This is a genomic window from Amycolatopsis sp. NPDC003865, from assembly GCF_053605345.1.
In genome coordinates this window covers 114,314-139,826 of sequence record NZ_JBSGJA010000018.1, presented here as the reverse complement: position 1 = coordinate 139,826, position 25,513 = coordinate 114,314, and the positions used below count along the sequence as shown (strand labels likewise).

Annotated in this window: 26 protein-coding genes and 4 pseudogenes; 20 read left to right on the top strand and 10 right to left on the bottom strand. The window is 69.1% G+C overall.

All coding sequences use genetic code 11. The annotated features are described in order from the left end of the window. Positions 1-5: 5 nt before the first annotated feature. The 4 genes and pseudogenes from ACWEVP_RS35275 to ACWEVP_RS35260 all read left to right on the top strand — a co-directional run bounded on the left by ACWEVP_RS35275 (position 6) and on the right by ACWEVP_RS35260 (position 1,777). Positions 6-797 (top strand): hypothetical protein, encoded by a 792-nt coding sequence (locus tag ACWEVP_RS35275; RefSeq protein ID WP_452066995.1) that lies wholly within the window; start codon positions 6-8, stop codon positions 795-797. A gap of 226 nt (positions 798-1,023) precedes the next feature. Further along, positions 1,024-1,236: a hypothetical protein gene (locus tag ACWEVP_RS35270; protein WP_452066904.1), complete on the top strand. Its 213-nt coding sequence runs from the start codon at positions 1,024-1,026 to the stop codon at positions 1,234-1,236. 14 nt (positions 1,237-1,250) lie between these two features. Then, positions 1,251-1,517 (top strand): annotated as a pseudogene (locus ACWEVP_RS35265) (NUDIX domain-containing protein); the annotation flags it as partial. Between the two features lie 53 nt (positions 1,518-1,570). Next, entirely contained in the window at positions 1,571-1,777 is a 207-nt protein-coding gene (locus ACWEVP_RS35260; RefSeq protein ID WP_452066903.1) for a hypothetical protein, read from the top strand. A 39-nt stretch (positions 1,778-1,816) separates the two neighbouring features. Here the strand turns inward: ACWEVP_RS35260 and ACWEVP_RS35255 are convergent, their stop codons facing one another. Together ACWEVP_RS35255 and merA are read right to left on the bottom strand one after the other, a co-directional pair. Beyond that, positions 1,817-2,260: a MerR family transcriptional regulator gene (locus ACWEVP_RS35255; protein ID WP_452066902.1), complete on the bottom strand. Its 444-nt coding sequence runs from the start codon at positions 2,258-2,260 to the stop codon at positions 1,817-1,819. An 18-nt stretch (positions 2,261-2,278) separates the two neighbouring features. Continuing rightward, positions 2,279-3,793: a mercury(II) reductase gene (gene merA, locus ACWEVP_RS35250; protein WP_452066901.1), complete on the bottom strand. Its 1,515-nt coding sequence runs from the start codon at positions 3,791-3,793 to the stop codon at positions 2,279-2,281. 39 nt (positions 3,794-3,832) lie between these two features. On the opposite strand from merA, the gene ACWEVP_RS35245 reads away from it, so the two are divergent. The 6 genes and pseudogenes from ACWEVP_RS35245 to ACWEVP_RS35220 all read left to right on the top strand — a co-directional run bounded on the left by ACWEVP_RS35245 (position 3,833) and on the right by ACWEVP_RS35220 (position 6,778). Further along, on the top strand, positions 3,833-4,195 hold the full coding sequence (locus tag ACWEVP_RS35245) for an ArsR/SmtB family transcription factor (RefSeq protein ID WP_452066900.1): 363 nt from the start codon (positions 3,833-3,835) through the stop codon (positions 4,193-4,195). A 17-nt stretch (positions 4,196-4,212) separates the two neighbouring features. After that, positions 4,213-4,491, top strand: coding sequence for a hypothetical protein (locus tag ACWEVP_RS35240; RefSeq protein WP_452066899.1), 279 nt, complete (start codon positions 4,213-4,215; stop codon positions 4,489-4,491). Between the two features lie 135 nt (positions 4,492-4,626). After that, a complete protein-coding gene (locus tag ACWEVP_RS35235) occupies positions 4,627-4,926 on the top strand; it encodes a hypothetical protein (RefSeq protein ID WP_452066898.1) in 300 nt (99 codons plus the stop codon). Between the two features lie 6 nt (positions 4,927-4,932). After that, positions 4,933-5,301 (top strand): organomercurial lyase, encoded by a 369-nt coding sequence (gene merB / locus ACWEVP_RS35230; RefSeq protein WP_452066897.1) that lies wholly within the window; start codon positions 4,933-4,935, stop codon positions 5,299-5,301. After that, positions 5,298-5,984 carry an organomercurial lyase gene (gene merB, locus ACWEVP_RS35225; protein ID WP_452066896.1) on the top strand — a complete coding sequence of 229 codons (687 nt, stop codon included), beginning with the start codon at positions 5,298-5,300 and terminating at the stop codon, positions 5,982-5,984. The genes merB (ACWEVP_RS35230) and merB (ACWEVP_RS35225) overlap by 4 nt, the downstream gene beginning before the upstream one ends. Before the next feature lie 12 nt (positions 5,985-5,996). Next, positions 5,997-6,778: pseudogene (locus ACWEVP_RS35220) on the top strand (phytanoyl-CoA dioxygenase family protein). 844 nt (positions 6,779-7,622) lie between these two features. On the opposite strand, the gene ACWEVP_RS35215 reads toward ACWEVP_RS35220, so the two are convergent. Then, positions 7,623-7,775 carry a hypothetical protein gene (locus ACWEVP_RS35215; RefSeq protein ID WP_452066895.1) on the bottom strand — a complete coding sequence of 51 codons (153 nt, stop codon included), beginning with the start codon at positions 7,773-7,775 and terminating at the stop codon, positions 7,623-7,625. 479 nt (positions 7,776-8,254) lie between these two features. Between ACWEVP_RS35215 and resB the strand changes: the two genes are divergently transcribed. Both resB and ccsB read left to right on the top strand, forming a co-directional pair. Then, the gene (gene resB / locus ACWEVP_RS35210) at positions 8,255-9,814 is read left to right on the top strand and encodes a cytochrome c biogenesis protein ResB (protein WP_452066894.1); all 1,560 of its coding nucleotides are present in this window, start codon (positions 8,255-8,257) and stop codon (positions 9,812-9,814) included. After that, positions 9,814-10,746, top strand: coding sequence for a c-type cytochrome biogenesis protein CcsB (gene ccsB, locus ACWEVP_RS35205; RefSeq protein WP_452066893.1), 933 nt, complete (start codon positions 9,814-9,816; stop codon positions 10,744-10,746). Before resB ends, ccsB begins: the two co-directional genes overlap by 1 nt. Here the strand turns inward: ccsB and ACWEVP_RS35200 are convergent. The 4 genes from ACWEVP_RS35200 to ACWEVP_RS35185 form a co-directional block, all read right to left on the bottom strand. Beyond that, positions 10,728-11,666 carry a hypothetical protein gene (locus ACWEVP_RS35200; protein WP_452066892.1) on the bottom strand — a complete coding sequence of 313 codons (939 nt, stop codon included), beginning with the start codon at positions 11,664-11,666 and terminating at the stop codon, positions 10,728-10,730. The two genes, ccsB and ACWEVP_RS35200, sit on opposite strands and share 19 nt — an antisense overlap. Before the next feature lie 439 nt (positions 11,667-12,105). Beyond that, complete coding sequence (gene lnt / locus ACWEVP_RS35195; protein WP_452066891.1) at positions 12,106-13,737, bottom strand: apolipoprotein N-acyltransferase; 1,632 nt, start codon at positions 13,735-13,737, stop codon at positions 12,106-12,108. 125 nt (positions 13,738-13,862) lie between these two features. After that, on the bottom strand, positions 13,863-14,315 hold the full coding sequence (gene lspA, locus ACWEVP_RS35190) for a signal peptidase II (RefSeq protein ID WP_452066890.1): 453 nt from the start codon (positions 14,313-14,315) through the stop codon (positions 13,863-13,865). A 74-nt stretch (positions 14,316-14,389) separates the two neighbouring features. After that, entirely contained in the window at positions 14,390-14,758 is a 369-nt protein-coding gene (locus ACWEVP_RS35185; RefSeq protein ID WP_452066889.1) for an ArsR/SmtB family transcription factor, read from the bottom strand. 693 nt (positions 14,759-15,451) lie between these two features. Between ACWEVP_RS35185 and ACWEVP_RS35180 the strand changes: the two genes are divergently transcribed. From ACWEVP_RS35180 to ACWEVP_RS35145, 8 genes are all read left to right on the top strand, one after another. Further along, positions 15,452-16,309, top strand: coding sequence for a cytochrome P450 (locus tag ACWEVP_RS35180; protein ID WP_452066888.1), 858 nt, complete (start codon positions 15,452-15,454; stop codon positions 16,307-16,309). A gap of 242 nt (positions 16,310-16,551) precedes the next feature. Then, complete coding sequence (locus ACWEVP_RS35175; RefSeq protein WP_452066887.1) at positions 16,552-16,932, top strand: hypothetical protein; 381 nt, start codon at positions 16,552-16,554, stop codon at positions 16,930-16,932. Positions 16,933-17,242: 310 nt separating this feature from the next. Further along, positions 17,243-17,665 (top strand): hypothetical protein, encoded by a 423-nt coding sequence (locus tag ACWEVP_RS35170; RefSeq protein ID WP_452066886.1) that lies wholly within the window; start codon positions 17,243-17,245, stop codon positions 17,663-17,665. A gap of 326 nt (positions 17,666-17,991) precedes the next feature. Next, the gene (locus ACWEVP_RS35165; protein WP_452066994.1) at positions 17,992-18,576 is read left to right on the top strand and encodes a TlpA disulfide reductase family protein; all 585 of its coding nucleotides are present in this window, start codon (positions 17,992-17,994) and stop codon (positions 18,574-18,576) included. Continuing rightward, positions 18,573-19,352, top strand: coding sequence for a cytochrome c biogenesis CcdA family protein (locus ACWEVP_RS35160; protein WP_452066885.1), 780 nt, complete (start codon positions 18,573-18,575; stop codon positions 19,350-19,352). Before ACWEVP_RS35165 ends, ACWEVP_RS35160 begins: the two co-directional genes overlap by 4 nt. A 69-nt stretch (positions 19,353-19,421) precedes the next feature. Further along, positions 19,422-20,075 (top strand): DsbA family protein, encoded by a 654-nt coding sequence (locus ACWEVP_RS35155; protein ID WP_452066884.1) that lies wholly within the window; start codon positions 19,422-19,424, stop codon positions 20,073-20,075. Continuing rightward, positions 20,072-20,701, top strand: a complete 630-nt coding sequence (locus ACWEVP_RS35150; RefSeq protein WP_452066883.1) for a vitamin K epoxide reductase family protein — start codon at positions 20,072-20,074, stop codon at positions 20,699-20,701. The genes ACWEVP_RS35155 and ACWEVP_RS35150 overlap by 4 nt, the downstream gene beginning before the upstream one ends. Then, positions 20,701-21,351, top strand: coding sequence for a TlpA family protein disulfide reductase (locus ACWEVP_RS35145; protein ID WP_452066882.1), 651 nt, complete (start codon positions 20,701-20,703; stop codon positions 21,349-21,351). Before ACWEVP_RS35150 ends, ACWEVP_RS35145 begins: the two co-directional genes overlap by 1 nt. A gap of 105 nt (positions 21,352-21,456) precedes the next feature. Here ACWEVP_RS35145 and ACWEVP_RS35140 read toward each other — a convergent pair. The 3 genes and pseudogenes from ACWEVP_RS35140 to ACWEVP_RS35130 form a co-directional block, all read right to left on the bottom strand. Beyond that, positions 21,457-21,591 (bottom strand): annotated as a pseudogene (locus ACWEVP_RS35140) (signal peptidase II); the annotation flags it as partial. Between the two features lie 452 nt (positions 21,592-22,043). After that, a pseudogene (locus tag ACWEVP_RS35135) lies at positions 22,044-23,440 on the bottom strand (NAD+ synthase); the annotation flags it as partial. A gap of 248 nt (positions 23,441-23,688) precedes the next feature. Then, the gene (locus tag ACWEVP_RS35130) at positions 23,689-25,440 is read right to left on the bottom strand and encodes an NAD+ synthase (RefSeq protein ID WP_452066881.1); all 1,752 of its coding nucleotides are present in this window, start codon (positions 25,438-25,440) and stop codon (positions 23,689-23,691) included. Between the last annotated feature and the right edge of the window lie 73 nt (positions 25,441-25,513).

The following is a 25,513-nucleotide window of genomic DNA, read 5'->3' as shown; positions in this document are numbered from 1 at the left end:
CAGTTATGTCAACTCGATCAGGTTCGGACGGGGCTTCTATCGTTCACGTTGTCACTGTGATCATGGGCGTCGTCGTTGGCCTGACCTTCCTGTTCGGCTTCGGTAACGTCCTCAACCTTGCGCTCCGGCTCGGCGTCCCGGTCTGGGTCGCGCCGCTCGTCGCACCTGCGGTCGATCTGTCGATCCTTGGTTTGCTGCTGGGTACCCGGCATCTGGCGCTCGCGGGCGCGTCGGCGGACGTACTGCGGCCTGCGCGTCGACTCCTGATCTTCGCGAGCGTGGTCACGTTGGCGTTGAACGTGGCCGACCCTGTAGTCGCAGGTGAGTACGGAAAGGCGGCCTTCGACGCCGTCGGGCCGCTGCTCTTGATCGGCTGGGCAGAAGTCGGCCCCGGCTTCCTTCAGGCGATCGGTGAATGCGGTTCTTCGACGGCGCGCAGCACGGTTGCCGGGCGAAGGCCGCCGGTGCTCGTGCGGGAACAGCCGGAACCCAGCGCGGCGGGCCGCGCGATCGACCAAGACGAGGCTTGCGACAAGGACGGGCCTCGTCTGACGCGGCAGAAGCGCTCGCCGGAGAAGCTGCTGGAGTTGGCGCGAGGAGAGGACGCGGCACATCGCGCCGCTCACCAGAAGCCGATTTCGGCAGAGACGCTTCGGGGTCGGTTGGGCATAGGTGCGGCTCAGGCACGGCGGTTGGTCAAGGCCGTGCGCTCCGAATTTCAGGCGGGAGCCGCAGGCGGTCAGCAGCAGGCCGGCGTCTCGCGGGAGACGAAGCGAGTCGACCCTGCTGCTGCCTGATGCTGAGCTTCGGGTATCGGCCGTGGTCGCGACGTTGATCGGGTCAAAGCCGTGTGGATGTCGCAACTGCGGACTGATGGGACGAAGGGTGGCATGGTGGCGGCGGTGCGGCCTTGGTCGTCGCGTGGAGGTGAATCTGGCGTCGGTTCAGCCTGAGCAGGAGCGGGTCTCGGAGACGGGGTGCTGATGTTGCGGCGGCGAGTACCCGGAGGCACAGCTGGTCCGGTTGGGCAATCATCCGGAGGTCGGGGTGTGCCTGCGGTGCGCGCGGTGGCTGCAACGCCGCGCCGTTCAGCGCTACGACGAACAACACCCTTCGCCGGGTGCCCTGCTGCGCAGCGGGATCCAGACCGTCCGGGCCGCGGTGATCCGGAAAGGCTGGCACCGGCGAGGCACGCTGGGAACCGTGCTGCGCTGGATCGACCGCCATCTTCCCTAGCAGGTCGCGGATGGATGACGTCGCGGTGGACGGCGTCGACGTCACGTTTCTCCCAGAACGGGCAGGACTGGCGGGTGGCCTGGTTCCCGCCACCGAACCCACCAGCGGGAACCCCGCACGGGGCCGCGGCGATCTGCGTGGCCGGCGACCAGGTCGTGCGGGTCGGCACCAACGGCGAGACGTGGGGCCTGCCCGGCGGGCGTCCCGAACCCGGCGAGATGATGATCAACACGCTGCGGCGAGAGGTGGGTGAGGAAGCCTGCGCCGAGGTGGGGTCCTGTCGGTTGTTGGGGTTCAGCCGCGGCACCTGCGTGCGCAGGCACGAGCAGGACTGGTGCTGGTCCGGTCGCTGTGGCGGGCCGAGGTGGCGGTCGAGCCCTGGGAACCGCGGTTCGAGATCACGCATCGGCGGCTCGTGCCGGCCGCTGAGGCGTTCGGGTGCCTGGCGCTTCCGGCCGGGCTGCGCCCGCTGCACCGGCGCGCCTTCACCGAAGCTGGACTCGTTACCGATCGCGGGGACGTCGGTGACAGTCCTGCCTAGCAGCACCGCCCTGGTCGGCGCCGGAGCGCCCGAACCGGGTCACGCGCAGTCGGCGCAGCGTCGCGGCTCACCGGCCCAGCCGTTCGACCTCGCGCGGCCCGCCAGTTCCGCGTGGTGCGTGGCTTCGAACTCGTCGATCCGTTCCCGTGTCCGCTGCAGTTCCGCGAGGCGCGCATCCAGGCGGGCTCTGGCAGTGCGGAGCAGTCCGGCGAGGCGGGGGCCGATGAGCTCAGCGTCATTTCGTGGGCAGTCGCGGGCCAGGTCGCGGATTTCGGCCAGGGTCAGCCCGAGGCCGCGCAGCTGCCCGATCCACTGCACGCATCGCAGGGCGTCGCCGGTGAACAGGCGATAGTTGGCCTGGCTGCGGCCCTCCGTGTAGATCAATCCGGAGTCGGTGTACTCGCGCAACGCCTTGATCGGCACTCCGGTGCGGCGGGACAACTCGCCGACCGTCATCAACTCCGAACGGGTTCCGCTGGTCATCGGCTACTCCCTTCCTGATCAGGAGGCGCAGCAGGACAGCTTGGACACGTCGCGGGTGAAGGTTTGCGCGGCGAGTTTGATGCCTTCGGCCATGGTCAGGTACGGGCACCAGAGGTCGGCCATCTGCTGCACGGTCATCTGATTGGCCAGCGCGTAGACGGCGGTGGCGATCACGTCCCCGGCGCCCTCGGCGATCACGTGCGCGCCCAGCAGGCGGCCGGTGTCTTGGTCTGCGACGAGTTTGATCAGTCCGTGGGTGTCGCGGTTGACCAGTGCCCGCGGTACGTACTCCAGGGGCAGCGTCCGGCACTCGCACCGGTAGCCCTGCTCGACGGCTTGCGCATCGGTGAGTCCGGCTGAGGCGATCGCGGGGCTGGTGAAGGTCACGCGCGGCAGGTGGTGGTAGTCCAGCGTGCGCCCGGCGTTGTCGAAGGCGTTGTCGGCGACGAGGGTGCCGTGGGCTCCGGCGACGTAGACGAACTGCGGGTGCCCGGTGACGTCCCCGGCCGCCCAGATCCGCGGGTTGTCGGTGCGCAGGTAGTCGTCGACCACGACCTCGCCGCGCCGTCCGGTTTTCACCCCGACCGCGGCCAGGTTCAACCCGGCGGTGACCGGACGACGGCCGGTCACCACGAGCAGCTGCTCGCCCCGCAGCTCGGCTGGGTGACCGTCGGCGCCGGTGAGTCCCACCCGGTAGCCGTCGCCATGGCGCTCGGCGCGGGTGATGGTGGCGCCGGTGACCACGCCAATGCCGTCGCGGGTGAACGCCTCCTCGATCATGGCGGAGACTTCGGGCTCCTCGAACGGCGCCAGCCGATCCAGCGCCTCCACCACGGTCACCTCGACACCGAGGCGGTTCCACAGCTGCGCCTGTTCCAGGCCGATCGCGTTGCCGCCGATCACGATCATCGAGGCCGGCAGCGCGTCGAGTTCCATCGCGGTGGTCGAGGTCAGATAGCCCGCCTGGGCCAGCCCGTCGATCGGCGGTGCCCACGGGGTCGAACCGGTGGCGATCAGGTAGTGCTCGGCCACCACCGTGACCGCATCGCCGTCGGCGAGGTCCACGTGCAGTACCGGATCCGTCGCCTCGTCAGTGGTGAAGGTGGCGGTGCCGTGGAGGCTGTCCCAGCCGTACTCTGCGGCCAGGTCGGTGTACTTTTCCGCCCGCAGTGAATCGACCAGGTCGCGCTTGGCGTCGATCAGGCGTGGCAGGTCGACCCCGAATGGGGTCACGCTGATGCCGGCGAACCGACCATCCAGGCTGACGTGGCGGGCCTCGGCGGCGGCCAGCAGCGCCTTCGACGGCACACACCCGGTGTTCACGCACGTCCCACCGACGGTGTCGCGCTCGATCATCACCACAGTGCGGCCCTTGTTCCGGGCCGCGATCGCCGCGGCGAACGCGCCCCCACCCGAACCGATCACCGCCAGGTCGTACCGCATCCCGAGGCTCCTCTCCGCCCTTGGCCGACACCTACCGCCAGACGTATTCGCTATGACGGATACGACGATGCTAACCTTATATCCGCTCATCCGCATACGTTGCATATCTGATGTGAGGACGGCGAGTCGATGGCCAGGGCACCCGAACCGGTAGCGCTGCTGCCGACCGAGCGCAGCGGCGTGGAGATGATGGCCAAGTTCTTCCGCGCCCTGGGCGACCCGGCACGCCTGCGCCTGCTGGAGTTCCTGCTGCACGACGAGCACACCGTCACCGAATGCGTCGCCCACGTCGGCCTGTCCCAGGGCCGGGTCTCCACCCACCTGGGCTGCCTGGCCGACTGCGGCTATGTGCAGGTCCGGCGCCACGGCCGGTTCGCCCACTACAAGGTCACCGACCCGCGCGTGGCCGAACTGGTGCTGCTGGCCCGCTCGCTGGCCGCGGACAACGCCGCCGCCCTCGCGGCCTGCATGCGCATCACCCCCACTCCCTGAGCGACGGCGGTCTGGCGATGTCCACCAATCCTGATCGCGACGGCAAGCGCACCGCCCTGGCCACCGGCGCTCTCTTGGTGCTGCCCGCGCTGTGTTACGGCCTGCCGCTGCTGATCGCCGGAGGCGCGCTCGCCGGGCTCGGATCGGTCCTGGGTAACCCGTGGGTGATCAGCGCGGCCATCGCGCTGCTCGTCGCTGCCATGGTCTGGCGAATTCGTCGCCATGTTCGCGGCGCACGCTCATCGGACTCCGCGTGCTGTGCACCGGAACCACCCACCCGCCTTCAGCGACAGTAGCTCCGACACGTGCCCCGTGCCGCGATTTCGGTGCACGGCAACGGCTTGACCCTCACCCCAGGGGCAGACCCTAGCGTCGCGCTCGTAGTCGCAATCGGCGCTTGTTCCGAGTGCCCGACCTGTGAGGTGATGATCATGAGCACTGCTCCCGAGCAGCTGGTCGACCAGCTCGCCTGCGCTCTGCACGGCACCGGCCACCCTGCCGCTCAGCCGTGGTTGTTCCGTCCGCTGCTGCGGCTGCTCGCCGAGGGCGAGCCCGTCGCCCTCGACCAGTTGGCGGAGGCCGCCGGCACCGGCGTCGACCAGGTGCGCCAGGGGCTGGCCGCCGAGCCGGACACCGAGTACGACGCCGACGGACGCGTCGTCGGTCTGGGCCTGACCCAGAATCTCACCCCGCACCGCGTCGAGACAAACGGGCGGACGCTGTACGGCTGATGCGCCATGGACACCCTGATGTTCCCGCGCATCCTGCAGCGCCCGGTCCGCGTGATCTCGACCTGCCCGGCGACCGGGACCGAGATCCGCTTGACCGCCGAGCCCGAGCGAGTCACCGACGTTGAACCGGTTGCCGCGGTCGTGTCCCAGGTCCCGGCTCCTGACGCCCCGTGCGGCGTGCGCGCGCCGGTGTGCGACCAGGGCCACTTCTTCGCCTCCGCACAAGCCGCCACCGACTGGCAACACCAGCATCCCGAGTCGGTCGTCCTGCCAGTGGCCGACGGCTACCTCTTCGGCCGCCGCCTCCTCGAAGCCCTCTTCAGCGCGGACACCTCCACCGGGGCACGCGCCATTGCGCCAGGAGTGAACCGATGACCGACCTTCCCGATCTGGAACTGGACAAGGCATCCGCGGCGGCCTCGCTGTCTCCGGCAGCACGTGCGGTGCACCGGTGGGTGCAGACGGTCTTCGCCGAGACCGGCCGGGCACCATCGCGAACGGACCTGGAACGAGCGGCCCGCGAGCACACCGCCGACGCGGGTGTCGATCCCGACGCCGTCGTGGCCGAACTGACCGGACGTGACGTGCTTGCCGTGGACGAGCGGGGCGAGATCCGCGCGGCCTATCCGTTCTCGCCTGTCCCGACCCGCCACAAGGTCACCTGGGAAGCAGGCCCGACCGTGTATGCGATGTGTGCGATCGACGCCCTGGGCATGTCCGCCATGCTCGGGCTTCCGGTCACCATCACCAGCGCCGAACCCGACACCGAACGCACCGTCACCGTCACCGTCGACCACGACACGGCGCGCTGGGAGCCCACTACCGCCGTCATCTTCGCCGGCCACACCGACGGCGACACCGCCTGCTGCCCGTCGGTGGACCGCACCTGCGGTCACATCAACTTCTTCACCACCGCCGACGCCGCCCACGCCTGGGCCGCGAACAACCCCCGTATCACCGGGGCTGTCCTCGACCGGCACCAAGCGCTGGCCACCGGCATCGCCGAGTTCGGCGCACTGATCCGGGCCGGCAATTCCGCGACACCCCACGACCGTTGATCGGGAGCTGCCATGACCACCATCGACACCACGCACGCAACCGGGCATTCCGTCGAGGACTTCCGCGAGCGGGGCTTTACCCATGTGCCGAACCTGCTCACCACCGAGGAGGTGACCCGCTTCCGCACCGCCGCCGAGGAAGCCCTCGCCGCCCAGAGCAACACCGACGAGGAGTTCGGCACCCGCATCGTGGCCACCACCGACGCCTGGGAACACCACCCCTTTCTGCGCGAACTCGCACTACACCCGCGCATCGGCGCGCTCGCCGAGCAGCTGGCCGGGATGCCGCTGCGCGTGTGGGGCGGCGAAGTGCTGCGCAAGGACCCCGGACACAGCGCGCCCACCGGCTGGCACGACGACCTGACCTTCGCGCTGCTGGACTCCCGCCTGATCTTCAACGCCTGGATCGCCCTGGTCGACGTACCCGCCGAACGCGGCTGCCTGACCTTCTGCCCGGCTCGCACCGCCGCGGCGGACCGGATCTCGTCGAGTTGGCCGAACACAAGTCCGATCCGGACAACTACCTGTTCAACCACTGGCCCGAACTGCGCTGGAGCCCACGCGTCACCGTGCCGCTGCGGGCCGGCGACGCGACCTTTCACCAAGCTCGCATGGCCCACTACGCCGACGCCAACACCACCGACGAAGCCCGACTGTCCTTTTTGGTCACTTTCACCGACGCCGACGCCACCTACCGGCCGCTACCCGGCCACGACCCACTCGACCTGCAAGCTGGCCAACCCGTCCCGGACCACCGCTACCCCCGAACACCCCGCCGCGACAGCACCCCGTGACCAGCGCCCAACTCAAGCACCGTGAGCGGCTGGTCGCCACGCCGACGAGCACGCCGATGGCGATCGGCGAGCTCTCGGCACGCACACCGATGTACCGGGGAAACGCTTGCGCCGTTACGACCTCGGATTTTCTCTACACGGTCGAGCGTAGTGCCGGCTATCGCACCGTCGGCATCCGAGACCGCGTCGCCCAACGCGATGGCACTTGCGCGACACCATCCTCATCGAACGCCGCTCACCGTGAACTAACGCCAGACCGGCGATTCGCGAGGACACTGGAAACGTGGATTGGCAAGCAGTACACGACGAGATCGACCGAGCGCGAGCGAGCTTCCACGAACTCCTCGACCACGCCTCGGACGCTGATCTTCGCCGCCCGACCAACGGAACCCAGTGGCAGTTTCTGGCCGCAGTTGTCGTGTCTAGAACAGTTCGCGTCCTGGTATGAGCATTCGCAGTAACCGAGCGGGTGGTCCAGTGTGGACGGTCATGTGTCTCGTTTGATGCCGCTGTCCTGTGCTGTAGATCATATTCGTTGGTGCATGTCGCGTTGGCGGGACCGAGGTCGAACGCAAGAAGCGCGACGCGCTGCCAAGTGGCACGACTGGAGAGAACCGACAGGCCCTGCTAGACGACCTTTCGGTTGTGGACTCGATGCGCGGCGTGGAGTGGCTTATCGACGACGAGGTATTGAGCCGGATCTCCCTGCCGCACAACGAGAACATCAAAACCTCCGGCGACGTAGACGTCGAGGGTGACCCGAGCAGTTCCGCCCGACCGGCTCTATCGGCCGCTGCGCGTACGCGATACCCCGCTTTGACGTTGAGCAGGCCTACGCTGCTGATTAGGGACTGGTGGTCCGTTGGCGGTCGGGAACGAGGCCGGGCACAAGGCGGACGTAGGCGAGCATGCCGAGGACCTCGATGAGGGTCTGGGCTACGACGACGGCCGCGGCGAGTGCCAGGCGGTCGGGCAGGGCGAGCGCCAGGGGCAACACGACGAGGAGTTGGGCCCACTCGTCCGAGCGGCCGTTTGTCTACTCCAGTAGTCTCGACCGGTCACGACGGGAGCTACCTGACGAACCGGACATCGGCGCGTGTCGCGAATAAGCGTGGAACGGAGCGTCGCGGGTCGCCACCGTGCTGACCGTGAGCAGACCCCCCGCAGAGTTGTCATCGTCGCAGCTGGTTATTATCGGCATGTGGCGATCAACCGTGGGGCTTCGCTCGGTGCAGCGGCGGCACCAGGCTCGTCGACCGACATCGGTCGCCGTCGTGAGACTCAACGGCACGGTCGCGGTAAAACGCCCTGTCGAGGTTGTGTGGCCACTAACGGGCAGTCGTCGACCAGAGCCGCCTCAATGGTCTCACCGCGCGTTGTCCCGCTGGCCGTGGGCGCACCTGCCAGCCCGACGCTCCAGTGGGCTGCTCGGTTATCCCGGCGAGTGCGAGCGTGGCCCCGAGGGCGGCCGTTGTGATGCCATCCAAGACCCTGGTGACCGTCCTGGCCTCCGTGCGCAACACCTGGCGTGGCCTCACAGCGATGCGCACCGCGTTGACGCTGCTGTTTCTGCTCGCTCTGGGCGCGATGCCGGGTGCCCTGCTGCCGCAGCGCTCCCTCAACGCGGGGAAGGTTGACGAGTACATCGCGGCGAACGGTTGGTGGGGCCGGTTGCTGGATCGGCTGCAGTTCTTCGACGTCTATGCCAGCGTCTGGTTCTCCGCGATCTACCTGCTGCTGTTCGTCTCCCTGGTGGGCTGCCTGCTGCCGCGCGCCTGGGAGTACTTCAACCAGATGCGCGCCCAGCCCGTACTCACCCCACGCAATCTGGCCCGGATGCCGCACCATGCCACCGGCAGCACGGCGCGCGTACCCGACGAGGTCGTCGCTTATGCCGTGCGTCGCCTCAAGGGCTGGCGCCGGGTCACCGGCGAGGAGCCGGGCGGCGTGCGCACGGTCAGCGCCGAACGCGGCTTCCTGCGCGAGGCTGGCAACCTGCTGTTCCACTTCTCGCTGCTGGGCCTGCTGATCGCGTTCGCCCTCGGTAAGATGTTCAGCTACGAGGGCCAGGTCATCGTGCAGACTGACGGCGGCGAGTTCTGCAACGCCGGCGTGTACAACTACGACTGGTTTCGACCCGGCCTGCGCGTGGATGGGACCCAACTGACTCCGCTGTGCGTCAAGGTCGACGACTTCACCGCCACTTACCTGCCCAACGGCCAAGCGGAGGGCTTCCGCGCGGACATCGGCTACCAGTCGGGCACGGACCTCGACAGCGACACCTGGCGGCCGTACCCGCTGGAGGTCAACAGCCCTCTGCGCATCGCCGGTGACCGCGTCTACTTGCTCGGCCACGGCTACACGCCACTGTTCACGGTCACCTTCCCCAACGGTGAGGTCCGCAGCGGCGCAACCCAGTGGCGGCCCGTCAACCCGATCACACTGGCCTCCGAGGGCGCCACCAAGTTCGATCCGCCGCATTTGACCGATGGCGAGCAGCGCCGCCGCGGCCAACTCGCCATCACCGGTCTGCTCGCGCCCACCGCCGTGTTCCGCGGTGAACTGCTGGATTCCGCGTTTCCCGCCGCGAACAACCCGGCCGTGGCGGTTGACGTCTACCGCGGCGACCTCGGCATTGACTCCGGCCTCGGGCAGTCGATCTTCTCCATCGATCAGAAGATGGTCGCCGACGGCAGGCTGGCCAAGGTCGCCCGACAGAACCTGCGCGTCGGCGAGGAGTTGAGGCTCGACGACGGCACCGTGGTCCGCTTCGACGGCGTGCGCGATTGGGTGTCGCTGCAGATCTCCCACGACCCGACCCAAGGGTGGGTTCTGCTGTCCTCCGTGCTGATTGTCGTTGGTCTGGGGATGTCGCTGACCATCAAGCGGCGCCGAGTCTGGATGCGGGCGGCACCGGGAGCAGACGGGCGCACCGTGATCGAGGTCGGCGGTCTCGCTCGCACCGACCAGGCCGGATACGGCGAGGAGTTCACCGAACTCTCCCGTGACCTGCTCGTATCCAAGGAGGACAGCTGATGCCGGTCAACGCGACTCTGACGACCTACAGCGACTGGACCTACGGTTCGGCCGTGGCCGTCTACGTCCTGGCCACGGGGCTCTATCTGTGCGAAATGGCGTTCGGCCGCACTGAGGCGCGGGACCGCGAGTTGGCCACCGCTGGTGCTCGGATCGCGGGCACCGGCACGTCGGGCCTGGTGGTGCAGCGGGAATGGTCGCGCCCCGAGCGCCTAGGCCGCATGGGCGTAGCGCTGACCGTGCTGGGCCTGCTGCTGCAAGCCGCGTCGCTGGTGCTGCGCGGGCTGGCCACCCAGCGCGCGCCATGGGGCAACATGTACGAATACGGCTCGCTGCTGACCCTCGCGGGTGTCGCCACCTGGCTGGTACTGGTGCGGAAGTTCCCGGTACGCAAGCTCGGCGGGTTCGTGCTGATCCCGGTCATCATCCTGCTGTTCGTCGGCGGCACTTCCCTTTACACCGACGCCGCGCCCGTACAGCCCGCGCTGCAGTCGTACTGGCTCGTGGTGCATGTGTCTGTGATCTCCGTTTCCAGCGGAGTGCTGCTGGTCCCAGGCGTGGCCAGCGTGCTCTACCTGCTGAAATCCAACAAACGCGGGCGGTTCGCCAAGCTACCCGACCCCGACGTGCTGGACCGGATGGCCTACCGCAGCACCGTGTTCGCGTTCCCGCTGTTCACCATCGGCGTCATCTGCGGCGCGATCTGGGCCGAGGCTGCGTGGGGACGGTTCTGGGGCTGGGACCCCAAGGAGACCGCAGCGTTCGTGTCCTGGGTCGCCTACGCGGCCTACCTGCACGCCCGGGCCACGGCCGGCTGGCGCGGGCGCCGAGCCGCGTGGATCAACGTCGTCGGCTTCGTCGTGACCGTGTTCAACCTGTTCTTCATCAACCTGGTCATCGCCGGTCTGCACTCCTACGCGGGGGTCGGCTGATCGACGTGGCGTATCTGAGGGTCGTGCCATGCCCCAACAGCCTCGGTATCGACTGCAACCCACGTCGGGCGCCGACCCGACCACGTGTAGCAGACGGTGCACGCCGACATCACCCGACTGCTCACTCCATTACTCCGTGTCCCGCGCCGAGGAACCGCCACAGCAGTCCGCAGGGGGAATACCGCACCGTAATCCCGCTGATCTGAGCGGACGGCGGTCGTCGCCTTCCTTTGGTTGAGCTTGGCGGCGAGCAGGGCGCCCATGCCGTCGTCGGCCCGACCCCGCAGCGCGAAGGTGATCGCCACGAGGACCTCGGGGGCTTCGGAGGCGATCGGGGCCAGCCATTGCACGAGCAGGAACCGGTCGATGCCGAGTTCGCCGCCGGCGTCGACCAGGGCCTCGCCGAACGGTTCGGCGGCGGCCAGGATGACCACGGCCGCCGCGGCGAACCTTAGGGTGACCAGGATCCGTCGGCGGGTGCGGGGTTGGGTGGCCACGGTGGCCGCCACGCCGGTCAGTTCCTCCTCGGATTCCGCGCTGCCGCGAATGCGCCACAGGTAGGCGCCGAACAGGCCGCCGAGCACGATCGTGTCGTACCAGGCCAGTTGCCGGGTCAGCGGGATGACCAGCGCGTAGACGGTGGCCGCTGCCAGGAACACCAGCTCGACGCGCCGGTGTGGGGCCAGGGTGACCCCGCCGCGCAGCCAGCCGGTCGGCTCAGCGGGGGTGCCGGCTTTCGCGCGAGCGCGGCGGCGCAGCGCCCAGATCGCGGCGAACACCAGCAGTGGCCAGGCCACCCCGATGAGCAGCCGGTTGGCGCCGGTCATGTTGGCGGTGGCGAACGCCGCGTACTCGGGGCGGCTCCCGGCGGAGTAGGCGAAGAAGATGTCCACCGCGTACTCGGGCAGGATCGCTACCAACGCGAGTAAGCGCCAGCGCCAGGCTGCCGGAGATATCGGCGCGGGCCGCTTCGGCCGCCCACATCAACAGCGCCACCGAGGCCAGCACCGCGGCCCCAAACACCAGGACCGCGAGCGGCGGAGTCAGGGCGACACCGCTCACGCGCAGCACGACCGCGGGCGCGGCGGCCAGCAGCGCGGCCAGCACCCGCAACGTCGCGGTACGACCAGAGAGGGTCTCGTCGATATCGGGTTCTGCCGAGTTCGCCACGAGGCTGCTCCAGGAGAAGGAACGGAAAGATCATCCCAGTGTCAGGGCGCCGCGAAGATCCGCAATTCGCTGCCCCGGATCCGAGGCAGCAGACGGCGGCCTCGCCGCGCATCATCCATAAAGATCGGACGTTGTCATCGGCATATACCGATGGCGAGTTGAGGTGCGCCCGCCGCCCTCTGCGGGTTGTCAGCGACGCCGGGGTTGCCGACGATCGGGCACGCCATCGAGGCTCGCGGTCCTGCGGCGCGCGCGGAGACGAACTACTAGCGCTGCCGTGACCCCGGTCAGGCCGGCGATGGTCAGGGCACGTTCGGTCCATCCGCCGAGCCGGTCGGCGACTGTTGTGGTCGTGCGGAGCGGGAGTTGGGCGGTCAGTGAGCCGGCGGTGAACATGCCGAGCGACGCTGACACGCTGCCGTCGGGGCGGATGATGGCGCTGACCCCGCTGGTCGCCGCGACGAGCACGGCCCGGCCGTGTTCGACCGCGCGCAGGCGTGACATCGCCAGCTGCTGGTAGGTCATCTCCCCGCGGCCGTACCAGGCGTTGTTGGTCGGTACGACCAGCAACTGAGCGCCGGTTCGCACACTCTCGCGGAGGATGGCGTCATAGGCCACCTCGTAGCAGATCGCCACGCCCAGCCGGGTGCCGGCGATGTCCAGCGCGCCGGGTTGGGTGCCCGGCCGCAGGTCGCCGGTGTCGGCGAACGGCGTGAACCAGCGCGCGATCGGCCGCCACGGTACGTACTCGGCGAAGGGAACGAGTTCTTGTTTGGCATAGCGGGGGCCGGGGCCGGTGCGCGGGTCCCATCCGATCACCGCGTTCTCGTCCTGGCCGGTGTTCAGCCGGTGCAGTGCCCCGATCAAACTCGGCGCCCCCAGGTCGGTCACCGCCTGATCGATGGCCGGATCGTCGCCGGTGATCGCGGTCGCGGTTTCCGGCCACACCACCAGGTCGGGCCGTGGCACGGCGCCCGTGCGGACACGGGCGGCGAGGTCGCGGCTGGCCCGCAGGTGGTTGTCGCGGAGGGTCGCCCGCTGGTGAAGCAGTCCGAGACCGACGTTCGGGGCGTTGCCCTGCACCACGGCCACAGTGCGGGTCCCGGTCTGCGCCTCGGTGCCGATCGCCGGCCACAGCGCCAGGGCGGCGGCGAGAGGTAGGACGGCCGCCGCGGTCGGGGGAATCCAGCCGCGCGCCCGTCGCGAGCCACCCTGACGCAGCCAGATGACCAGCGCCGCCAGTCCGAAACCCGTGAGCGGGACGGCGAGGGACACCAGCGGGGCGCCACCGATCGACGCCAGCGCCAGCAGCGGTCCTTCCACCTGGCCGAATGCCGCGCGGCCCCACGGGAAGCCGTTGAGCGGAAACCGGGCACGGACCGTCTCCTGCAGCAGGAACACCAGCGCCATCCACACCGGCGCGCCCGGCAATCGGGCCACCAGTGTCATCAGTGCGCAGGCCGCGGCGATGAACAGTGCCATCACCCCGGACAGGACCAGCCACGGAGCCGGGCCGAACTCGGCGCCGAGGAAGTCCTGGATCCAGCGCAGGTGCGGTAGGAAGAACGCCAGACCGAACACGGCGCCGTAGCCGACACCGCCGCGGGCACGACAGCGCCGCAGGACCAAGCCGAGGATCGCGAACCCCACCGGCGCCAGCCACCACCACGACCGGGGCGGATAGCTCGCGTACAGCAGCACACCGGCGACGGCGGTCGCGATCACTCGCGTGGCCAGGACGCGGCCGGTCGATCCGGCTCGTGGCGCGCTGATCACTGCCGATGACGTATCGGACCCGGTCGGTGTCAGCCCGGTGGACAAGCCGACCACCTCGGTTCACAGCAGCGGGCGTCGCCCACGGCGCCACTCCCGTTCCTGTCATAGGCGGACAAATGCATCGTCAGTTGGCAATGATAAACGGACATCAACGATGAATGGAGTGTTCGCTACCTCGATGTGCGGCGGGTTTTCATCCCGTCGGACTGGCCTGCCGGCCGGTGTTGGAACGCGGTGGCGAGCAGCAGCAGACCGGCGCCGCAGATGATGAACACGTCGGCGAGGTTGAACGTGGGCCACCAGCCGGTGTGCAGGTAGTCGGTGACCACGCCGTCACCGGCCCGGTCAATCACGTTGCCGAGTGCTCCGCCGAGAACGGCCGCCAGTCCCAGGCTGCCCGCGAGCGGGATCTTGGGTGCTTCTCGCCAGGCGAATACCGCCACGCCCGCGCTGATCAGTCCGGTGATGGTGAGCACGATCCAGGACGGCATGCCGGCGCCGAGACTGAACGCCACTCCGGGGTTGAACGCCAGTCGCAGGTCGATCAGTCCGAGGGAGATGACCCGGCCCGGCAGGTCGGCCTCGGCCCACCACTTGAGCAGCAGGTCGACCAGCAGGAACACGCCCGCGGCGACCAGGAGAGCAGACCGCCGCCGTCCGGCGTGGCCGGCCGTGGCCCGCGCCATCCCACCAGAGCTCACGACACCCGCTCAGAATCGGTCGTCGCGATGCCGTAATTGGGGCAGAGCACCACCGAGTCACCGGTGCTCGCGAGCACCGCCTCCGCACCACGCAGCACCTCGTCGAGGTCCGGGGCGGTCAGCCGGTAGAACGACTGTCGCCCCATCGGCCGGTAGTCGACCAGGCCGCAGTCACGCAGGCAGGCCAGATGACCCGACACCGTGGCCTGCGACAGTCCGACCGTGTTGACCAGGTCGACCACCCGTCGTTCCCCCTTGCGCAATTCGAGCAGGATAGCCAGGCGTTTCGGGTCTCCCAGGCTGCGGAACAACGCGGCCGCGCGGGTCACCGCACCAGCCTCCACGTCGGGCAATGTGATCGGCATACACCTATGATATCGGGCCCCGACATGTGATTGAGCCGTTCCGCCGACGGCCGTCCACCGCGACGTGGGCGAGGCTCCGCGGTCTGTCGCGGATGCCCCCGCCCGGAGGGCCTGGTCGTCACGACAACGGGAGCGATCAAGCGCGCCGCCCGGACGTGGGCTTCACCGGCATGGCGACCCGGCCGCCTCGCCGTCATCGCGTGCTACGCCGCCGCGCACGCACCGCGGCGGTTACCTCGGCCCGGGCAGGGGTATTCCGCCGGCAGGGCGATGACCGCCGCGCGCAGGAAGGATGACTGATGCCCAGGATTCCGCGTGACACGATGCCGGACAGCACGCTCGCGTTGATCCGCCATCCCTACGAGTTCATCTCGACACGGTGCCGCCGCTACCGCACGCGCCTGTTCGAGACCCGGCTCGCGCTGCAGAAGACGATCTGCATGACGGGGCCGGAGGCGGCGGAGTTCTTCTACGACCCGGGCCGGTTCACACGTCGCGGGGCGGCGCCTGCACGGCTGCAGAAGACCCTGTTCGGACAGGGCGGCGTGCAAGGGCTGGACGGTGACGCGCACCGTCACCGTAAGCAGATGTTCCTGGCGTTGATGACCGTCGAGCGCATTAGCCACCTGTCGGCGCTAATGGCCGATTGCTGGCGCGACCAGGGCCGTCAGGTGGGCGTCGGAGGACTCCGTCGTGCTCTACGACGAGCTCCGCGAGATCCTGACCCGCTCGGTCTGCGCCTGGTCGGGGGTGCCGCTCGCGGAGTCCGAGGTCGACCGGCGGACGCGGGAACTCACCGCGATGTTCCAGTACGCTGGATCGACCGGCCCCCAGCACTGGTGGTCGCGCCGGGCCCGCACGTCGGCCGAGCGGTGGATCGCCGATGCGATCGGTGAGATCCGCGCCGGACGGCTCGAACCACCAGAGCAGTCCGCCGCCCACGTCATCGCGTGGCACCGGAGTGTGGACGGCGAGCTATTGAGTCCGCGGCTGGCCGCGGTGGAACTGCTGAACGTGCTGCGTCCGACCGTGGCGGTCGCGGTCTACATCACCTTCGTCGCCCAGGCCCTGCACGAGCATCCGGTGTGGCGGCGCAGGCTGGAGGCCGGCCAGGACGGTGAGGCGGACATGTTCGTTCAGGAGGTCCGGCGGTTCTACCCCTTCTTCCCGTTCGTCACCGCCCTGGTTCGCGACCACGCCGACTGGAACGGCTACCGGTTTCCGGCGGGGCGGCGGGTGCTGCTGGATCTGCACGGCACCAATCACGACCCCCTGGTGTGGAAGGAACCGGAGAAGTTCCGGCCGGAACGCTTCCGTCCCGGCGATCCGAACCCGTTCACCTTCATCCCGCAGGGCGGCGGGGATCCCACCATCACCCACCGCTGCCCCGGCGAACCCGTCGCGATCGCACTGATGAAGGTCGCCGTGGACGTTTTGGTCCGGCGGATCGACTACACCGTGCCGGCGCAGGACCTGCGGATCGACTGTTCGAAGCTGCCCGCCCTGCCCCGCAGCCGATTCATCATCGGCGACGTCACCCCACGCGCGTGACTGGGACGGAATCCACTCGGCCCGCAGGACTGGTGTGGGTTGGCCGCTGCGACAGCCTCGGCAGGGAGCGTGGTCAGCGTGTCCTCGAACCGCGTGTCGACACCCGATCACTTAGGTGTGTACCGATCACATTGCCGGACGTGAGGTCCGTGCGGTGACCCGCGAGGCCGCGTTGTTCCGCGGCCTCGCGGACCCGTCACGCCTGGCCATCCTTTGCGCTGTGGGGTCGGGTCGACGACGGCATGGGCGCCCTGCTCGCCGCCAAGCTCAACCAGTGGACACTGCTGATCGCGTGTCTGCCGATCGCCTACTACCTCGGTGGCGGCGACGCGGCCGGCCTGTCGATGGACGCCCGCCAGACCGAGGAGTTCGTCCTCACCACCGCCCAGACCGTGCTCGGCGTCGCCGTGCTGGCCGGCCTGCGCCTCACTGGCGGCAAGGCCCTGCTGCTGCTCGGCCTGTTCGCCGCCCAGTTCGTCCTGCCCGACCAGCAGGCCCGATACATCATCTCGGCGATCTACATCCTGGTCGCCGGGGTGTTGTTCATCCTGCAACGCCACGATCTGCGGCTGCTGCTCGCCGCGGCGCGACGTTCCTCCGACCATGAAGAGCGGGCGGCGTGACCAGTTCTCGCCAGGAGCCCGTGATGACCCACCATCTCATGCGCTCCCGTCACCCACGCTCCGTTTCGTAGCCCAGGCGGCGGCCGGCCACAGTCACTCGCCAGTCAGAGCCACGCGCCTTCCACGTCCGCGAGTGCGCAGTTGCCGTTGTTTCCAGCGTTGATCATGTCGAGTTCAAAGTCGGCGCGGATACTCGTCCGGCTGCGTGTCGACGTGGCTGGCGACGACCTGATGGTCGTCGCGCGACGGCTTTACATGCGGGCGAGGGGTGTGCGGCTGGTCGAGTTCCGTCCCGATTAACCTGGTGCGCGTGGTTGACAGGGCGGGCCCCCGGATGGCCGTGCGAGCGACGCTCGCACGGCTGGTCGCTGTGCTCGCTATCGCCGCCGGGATCGTTCTGTTGCAGGGCTCGCTGTGTGATGGCGGAGTGGCGACGGCGGCTCCGTGCGTGGCGTGCCCTGTCGCCGGCCCGATGTCGGTGATGGTCGTGGATGCGTTCGCGTTGCAGCCCAGCGGTGACGAGGCCGCGCTCGATGTCACCGGCTCGACCGACGATCGTGGCGGTTTGATCCAGTTGTGCCTGACGGTGCTGTTGGCGGTGCTGTTCGCGGTCGTCGGGCTGCGTCGGCCTGGCGCGTTCGTTTCCCCGCCGACAACGGGCCTGGCCCGAACCGGGCGATCGGTTCGGCTCCGGGCACCGCGGCTGGAGCAGCTCTGCGTGTTGCGGACGTAGCAGAGCGGCTTGCCCACGTCTTGGGGCCGCTGCTCGGGACGTGAGGCCACCGGTTCCCGGTGACCATGCCGCCCTTTGTCCACCTTCCAGGCTCGTTGGAGAACAGTGCTGTGAGTCCCATTGCCGTTGAGTCGGTTGTCGGCGAACGTCTGTCGCCCGGACAGGGTCGTCCGTCCGTTGACGTAGTCACGCGCGACCGTGGTGCTGGGGTGCGGCCAGCCGAGCCCCGATCAGCAACGTCGCGCCACGCGTCGAAGCTGCCGATCGGCCACGTTGCTCCGCATCGGCGGGCGAACGCCGCCCGTCGGCGGCGGTGGGGCGGCGTCATCGCGTCCACCGTCCTGCTGGCTGTGACCGGTTGCAGCACCGGGACGGACGCGGTGGCCACGGGCAGCGGGTTCGAGTTCGTCGCGCCCGGCGGGCAGACCAGGATCTTCTACGATCCGCCCGAGCAGCGCGGCATGGTCGCGGACATGTCGGGCGAGAGCCTCACCGAGCGGGGCCGTCAGCTGAAGCTGTCGGACTATGCGGGCAAGGTCGTCGTGCTCAACGTCTGGGGATCCTGGTGCGGCCCGTGCCGGGCCGAGACCGGCGAACTGGAAGACGTGTACGCCAAGACCAAGGAGTCGGGCGTGCAATTTCTCGGCGTGAACGTGCGCGACGAGGTCCGGAGCGCCGCCGAGGACTTCGTCGCCAATTTCAAGGTCAGCTATCCGTCGTTCTACGATCCAGCGGGTCGCTCCCTGTTGGCGCTCAAGGGTCTCCCGCGCAACGTGGTGCCCGCCACGATCATTCTCGATCGTGAGCGCCGGGTGGCGGCGGTGTTCCTGACGGCGCTGTTGGAGGAGGACCTGCTGCCGGTGGTGCAGCGCGTCGCCGCGGAACCTGTTCGAGCCGGTGGCCCGTCGTGAGCCTGACCGACCTGGCGATTTCAGGACCGCTGGTAGTGGCCGCGCTGGTGGCGCTGGCTGCCGGCACGATTTCCTTCGCCTCGCCCTGCTGTATCCCCCTGGTGCCCGGCTACCTGGCCTACCTGGCGGGGCTGGTCGGCGCGGACGCCCCGGCCGTTGACGAGCAGGAACCGGTGCGGCGGCGCCGCGACCGGTGGCGGGTCGCCGGAGCCGCGCTGCTGTTCGTGCTCGGGTTCACCGTCGTGTTCGGTGCGGCGGTGCTCACCGTCCTCGGGGTGTCGGACGCGTTGCTGGCCAACGAGCAGTTGCTGCAGCGGATCGGCGGCGTGGTCACCATCGCGATGGGCCTGGCTTTCCTCGGGTTCATCCCCGCGCTGCAGCGCGAGGTTCGGCTGCGGCACCGCCCGCAGCGCGGACTGTGGGGAGCGCCGGTGCTGGGCGCGGTGTTCGGCCTGGGCTGGACCCCCTGCCTGGGCCCGACCCTGGCCGGCGTCATCGCGCTGGCCAGCGGAACGCAAGCCGGGCCCGCCGTGTGGCGGGGCGTGCTGCTCGTACTGGCCTACTGCCTCGGGCTGGGGCTGCCATTTGTACTGCTCGCGGTGAGCGCACGCTGGGCGCTGACCACCGCCGGGTGGCTTCGACGGCACACCCGGGCTGTCCAGATCACCGGTGGAGTTCTGCTGCTCGCGGTCGGGGTACTGCTGGTGACCGGCCTGTGGGGCACGTTAGTGGCCTACATGCGTGGCCCGATCGCCGGATTCACCACCCCCCTCTGACCCGGCCCGTGGGTTGCCCGGCCAAACCCGATGTGAAGGTATGACATGACGAGCAATACCAGGATCTCGTTGACGGTAATCGCCGTCGTGGTGGCGGTGGTGGGTGCGCTGATCCTGTTCGCCCGCCCCGACAGCCCATCTGCGCCCGCGCAGGCCGGCCCGAGCGGCGGCACGCCCACGGCACCGGCCTCGGTGCTGGTCCGGCCAGACAGCCATCGGCTGTCAACCGCCGCTGACGGCAAGGTGACCGTGGTGGAGTTCCTCGACCTGGAATGCGAGGCCTGCGGGGCGGCGTTCCCCGGCGTGGAGAAGCTGCGCGCGGAGTACGGCGACCGGGTGACCTTCGTCATGCGGTACTTCCCGATTCCCAGCCACCGCAACGCCGAGCTCGCCGCGCGCGCGGTGGAGGCGGCTGGTTTGCAGGGCAAGCTGGAACCGATGTACCGCAGGATGTTCGAGACCCAGCCGCAGTGGGGCGACCAGCAGACCTCGCACCGGGCCACGTTCCTGGGCTTCGCCCGCGACCTCGGGCTGGACATGCCGAAGTTCGAAGCCGACCTGGACGCGCAGGCCACCCTCGACCGGGTGCGCAAGGACCGCGCCGACGGCACAGCCGTCGGCGTGCAGGGCACGCCGACGTTCTTCATCAACGGCACGAAGTTCCAGGGAACGCCGTCCTACGAAGGACTCAAGACGGCGCTCGACGAGGCACTGACGAAATGAGCACCGGATCGGGTGTACTGCCTCGTACTGAACGGCAGCCGTTCACCACGCGACTGCTGCCCTGGTTGCTGACGATCGGCGGCATGATCGGTCTGCTGGCTGCCGCGGTGCTGACGGTCGAGAAGATCGCCTTGCTGCGCAACCCCGCCTACATCCCCAGTTGCAGCATCGACCCGATCCTGAGCTGCGGCTCGATCATGCGCACGGCGCAGGCGGAGGTGTTCGGGTTTCCCAACCCGCTGTTGGGAATCGTCGGCTTCGCAGTGGTCACCACTGTCGGCGTGGCGCTGCTGGGCGGTGCGCGCCTGCCCCGCTGGTTCTGGCTCGGGCTGCAGGCCGGCACGCTGTTCGGTGTCCTGTTCGTGCACTGGCTGATCTACCAGAGTCTCTACGTCATCGGCGCACTGTGCCCGTACTGCATGGTCGTCTGGGCGGTCACCATCCCGATCTTCTGGTACACCACCCTGCACAACCTGCACCACGGACACCTGCCCGCCCCGGTGGGATCACAACGCGCCAGCACCATGGTGATCAAGTACCACGGCGTGGTGCTCACCCTGTGGTACCTGGCCACCGCCCTGGCCGTGCTACAAGCCTTCTGGACCTACTGGATGACACTGCTCTGATGACGCACACACGCCGATGGGTCCTCGTCACGGTCGTGCTGGTACTCGCCAGCGCGGTGGCGTTGTGGCCACGTGACGGGCACGAGCAGGGCGGTGCAACGGCGCCGTCCGGCCAGGCACCAAGCCGAGTCGTGCCCGACCTGGCTCAGGCGCGTGCCGAAGCCGCACTCCGTCCCTGTCCGCGACCCGTGCCGCGAGCCGCGGCTTCCGCGCCGCTCAAGGACGTGAAGGGGGATTGTCTCGGGGACGGTTCCGTGGTCGATCTGGGTGCGGCGTTGGCGGGCAAGCCGGCGTTGATCAACGTATGGGCCACCTGGTGCCAGCCGTGCCGGGAGGAACTGCCGGTCCTCGATGCGTACTCGATGTCGACCGGGGCGGTCCCGGTGCTCGGCGTCCAAGTACAGAGCGAGCCCGCGGACGGCCTGGACCTGCTGGCCTACCTCGGCGTGCGGTTTCCGTCCGTGCACGACACGGAGGGCACGATCCGCAGGGCACTGCAGTTGCCCGCGTTCCTGCCGGTGAGCTATGTGGTGCTGCCCGAGGGTGCGGTCCGGCGGGTCGACCCGCCGACGCCGTTTCGCTCGCCCGAAGAGGTCCGGCGCACGGTGGACCGGTACCTGACCGCCGGGCCGACCGGAGGCAACGGCTGACCGCGCATCGTCACGATGCTGCGCAGCCGGGTCGCGCCGGTTCGCTGTCACCGATTCCGTCGGATCGTCTTGCGGTTTGCGTGCCCGGACAGCGCCCCAGATGAGGACGGCGGCACCGAGGGTGATGAAGGTGTTGGCGAGGGTGAACACCGGCCACCAGCCCAGGTCGAGAAAGTCTGCGACCGCGCCATCAGGCGCCCGGTCAAGCACGTTGGCCAGCGCGCCGCCCAGCACGAGGGCGGCGCCGGCGGCCGAGCACGGTGGCCACCGCGATGGCGATCGTGATCACCCCGGTGACCAGGATCAATATCCGTCAGTCACACTTCGCCGACGACGGTCCGGCCTGGGCCTACGCAGTGGTGGGCGACCGTCGGCTGGTTGTGGCCGTGGCCCCAGGTACTGGTGATCGGCAGTCTACGATCCCGACCGAACGCCTTGAGGGTGATCTTCGTGCCGGGCGGGTACTGCCGGCGTTTGTACTCGGCGCGGTCCACCAAGTGTTTTCTCCGGCCAGTTCTGGCCCCACTTCTCCGCCGAATCCGGCGGCACCCGGCCCCACCTGCCCAACCGGAAGCCGGGCGCGGAAATCAGCCCAGTGCAGAGCTTCCCGCTCGACCTTGCTTCTTTGGAGGCGACCAATGGTGGGGCCGAGAACGGCCGGAGGAGTGGAGCCGGACTACCCCGGCAAAGACAACCATGCGCACGACCTGCTCGATCACCTCGGGGTCGAACCCGGCCGCCACCAGGTCGGCGTGGTCGCGGTCGCCTTCCACGTAGTCGTCCAGGATGTCGTCCAGCAGGTGGTAGTCGGGCAGCGAGTCGGTGTCGAGCTGTCCCGGGCGCAGTTCTGCCGAGGGCGGCTTGGTGATCGAGTTCTCGGGGATGGGCGGAATCTCGCCACGTGTGGTCGCCTCGGCGTTGCGCCACCGGGCGAGGCTCCACACGTGGGTTTTGAACACGTCCTTGATCGGCGCGAAGCCGCCGACCGCGTCGCCGTAGATGGTGGAGTAGCCCACCGCGAGTTCGGTCTTGTTCCCGGTCGCCAGCACCAGGTGACCGTCCAGATTGGACAGTGCCATGAGCAGCACGCCCCGGACGCGGGCCTGGACGTTCTCCTCGGCGAGCCCGGAACCGGCCAGCTTCAGCTGGTCGACGACCTCCACCATGTCGGCCACCGGTTCGACCCGGAAGTGGCAGCCCAGCCGCCGTGCCGACTGGGCTGCGTCGGACAGCGAGTGCCGCGAGGAGTACGCCGAGGGCATCGCCACCCCGTGCACCGCGTCCGGACCGAGCGCGTCCACCGCGATCGCCGCGGTCATGGCCGAGTCGATGCCGCCCGACAGTCCCAGGATCACCGACCGGAACCCGTTCTTGTGCACGTAGTCACGCAAGCCCAGCACGAGCGCGGACCACACCTCGTCCTCGTCGGACAGCGGTTGGCTGATCACCGGTCCGGCGATCGGTTCGGCGCGCGACAGGGGTTGGTTGCTCAGCCCGTGCCGCCGCACCCGCAGCCGTGGAACTCTCCTTCTGCGGTGTGCCCTCCGGTGGACAGGTCGAGGTCGGTCAGCAGCAGGTGCTCCACGAACTGCGGGGCGCGCGCGAGCAGGGTGCCATCGGCCGCGACGACGAACGAGTCACCGTCGAACACCAGGTCGTCCTGCCCACCGATCAGGTTGGTATACACCAGCGGTGCACCCGCTTCGCGCGCCCGCCGGGCGGCCAGCGGCAGCCGCAGGTCGTCCTTGGACCGCTCGTAGGGTGAGGCGTTGGGCGCGACCACCAGGTCGACGCCGGCCGCGCCGAGCGCGGTGACGGGGCCGCCGTCCTCCCAGAGGTCCTGGCAAATCGCCAGACCAATGTCGATCCCGTGCAACCGCACGATGTCCAGGGCACGGCCGGGCTGGAAATGGCGGTGCTCGTCGAACACCCCGTAGTTGGGCAGGTGGTGCTTGACCTGGCGGGCCACCACCGCGCCGCGATGGTAGGCGGCCACCGCGTTGCGCGGCCCGGCCTCGTCGCGGTCGAGGTAGCCGCCGTAGGCGAGCACCTCACCGCAGCCGGCCTCGTCCAGCCGCCGCGCGAGACCGTCCGCCAGTCGCTGTGGGCCCGCAACCGAGTGATGAAGCTGATGTCCATTCACGCCGTGGCACTATTCGTCATGAAGAGGACATGGGGCAAAGTCGTCGCCGAGGAGTCAATTAAGTTGAAAGACTACTGACGAGACGATCAATAGGCGGACGGGGAGTTACAAGATTTCGGCATCGACGTACCAGGAGTCTGGCCGGTGGTGTGCGCTGACTGCGTGGGCGGAGGCCGATCGCGGGTGTGCAGGTATCAAGCGATGTGCTGGACTCGGTTGCCTGATCGCCGTCCGGGCACCGTGCCCGCGTTGGTGATGGGCAGTCTGCGGTCGCGTCCGAACGCCTTACCGGTGATCTTGGTGCCGGGTGGGTACTGGCGGCGCTTGTATTCGGCGCGGTCCACCATGCGTATCACCTGGTCGACCACCTCGGGGTCGAAGCCGGCGGTGAGCAGGTCGGCGCGGTCGCGGTCGGCGTGGACGTAGTGGTCCAGGATGTCGTCCAGCAGCCGGTAGTCGGGCAGCGAGTCGGCGTCCGCCTGGCCGGGGCGCAGTTCGGCCGACGGTGGCTTGCTGATCGAGTTCTCCGGGATGGGCGGGGTGCCGCCGTGCTCGACGGCCGTGGTGTTGCGCCACCGGGCCAGCCGCCACACCTCGGTCTTGAACACGTCCTTGATCGGCGCGAAGCCGCCGACCGTGTCGCCGTAGAGCGTTGAGTAGCCGACCGCGAGCTCGGTCTTGTTGCCGGTGGTCAACACGAGGTGACCGTCCTGATTGGACAATGCCATGAGCAGGATGCCCCGCACGCGGGCCTGCACGTTCTCCTCCGCGACTCCGGTCAGGCCGAGCTGCTCGATGTAGACGCGCACCAGGTCGGCGATCGGCTCGACCCGGTAGTGGCAGCCGAGCCTGCGGGCCAACTCTGTCGCGTCCGACCGGGAGTGTGGCGAGGAGTACGCCGAGGGCATCGACACCCCGAACACCGCGTCGGGGCCGAGCGCGTCGACCGCGATGGCCGCGGTCACCGCCGAGTCGATGCCGCCGGACAGGCCCAGCACCACCGTCGAGAACCCGTTCTTGACCACGTAGTCGCGCAGGCCCAGGACCAGGGCGGCCCACATCTCGGCCTCGTCGGACAGCGGCTCGCTGATGATCGGTGCGGCGGGTGCTGCCCGGCGCCGCGGCGGCGCGTGGGTCAGGACCTGCCGCCGCAGTCGCAGCCCGTGGAACTCCCCCTGAGCCTCGTGCCCGCCCGCGGGTAGGTCGAGATCGGCCAGCAGCAGGTCCTCGACGAACTGCGGGGCGCGGGTGTGCAGCGCGCCGTCGGACGTCACGACGAAGGAGTCGCCGTCGAACACGAGGTCGTCCTGGCCGCCGACCTGGTTGACGTAGACCAGCGGGGCACCGGCTTCGGCGGCGCGCCGGGCCACCAGCGGCAGCCGGATGTCGTCCTTGGTCCGTTCGTAGGGCGAGGCGTTCGGCGAGACCACCAGGTCGACGCCGGCCTGGCCGAGGGCCGCGATCGGGCCGCCGTCCTCCCACAGGTCCTGGCAGACGGCCAGGCCGATGTCCACACCGTGCAGCCGCAGCACCTCCAGGGTCCGGCCGGGACGGAAGTGCCGGTGCTCGTCGAAGACACCGAAGTTGGGCAAGTGGTGTTTGAACTGCCGGGCCACCACCGCACCACCGAACAACGCGGCCACGCCGTTGCGCGGCCCCTCTTCGTCACGATCCAGGTAGCCGACGTACACCAGCGCTGCACCGCAGCCGGCGTCGGCCAACCGGCCCGCCAGGCCGTCCACCCCGGCCCGGGACGCGTGCGCGAAGGATTGGCGCAGACACAGGTCTTCCACTGGATAGCCGGTCAGCGCCATCTCCGGGAACACCACCACGTCAGCCCCTGCGGCGACGGCCCGCCGCGTCCAGTCGACGATCAACAGAGCGTTGCGCGCCAGGGCGCCGACGGTCGGGTCGACTTGGGCCAGTGCGATCCGCAACACGGACATGACGTCATCCTTACCCACTTTGTGGTCCACCGCACGGGCACCGCCGCGCTGCCGGGCATACCGAGTTGTGGTC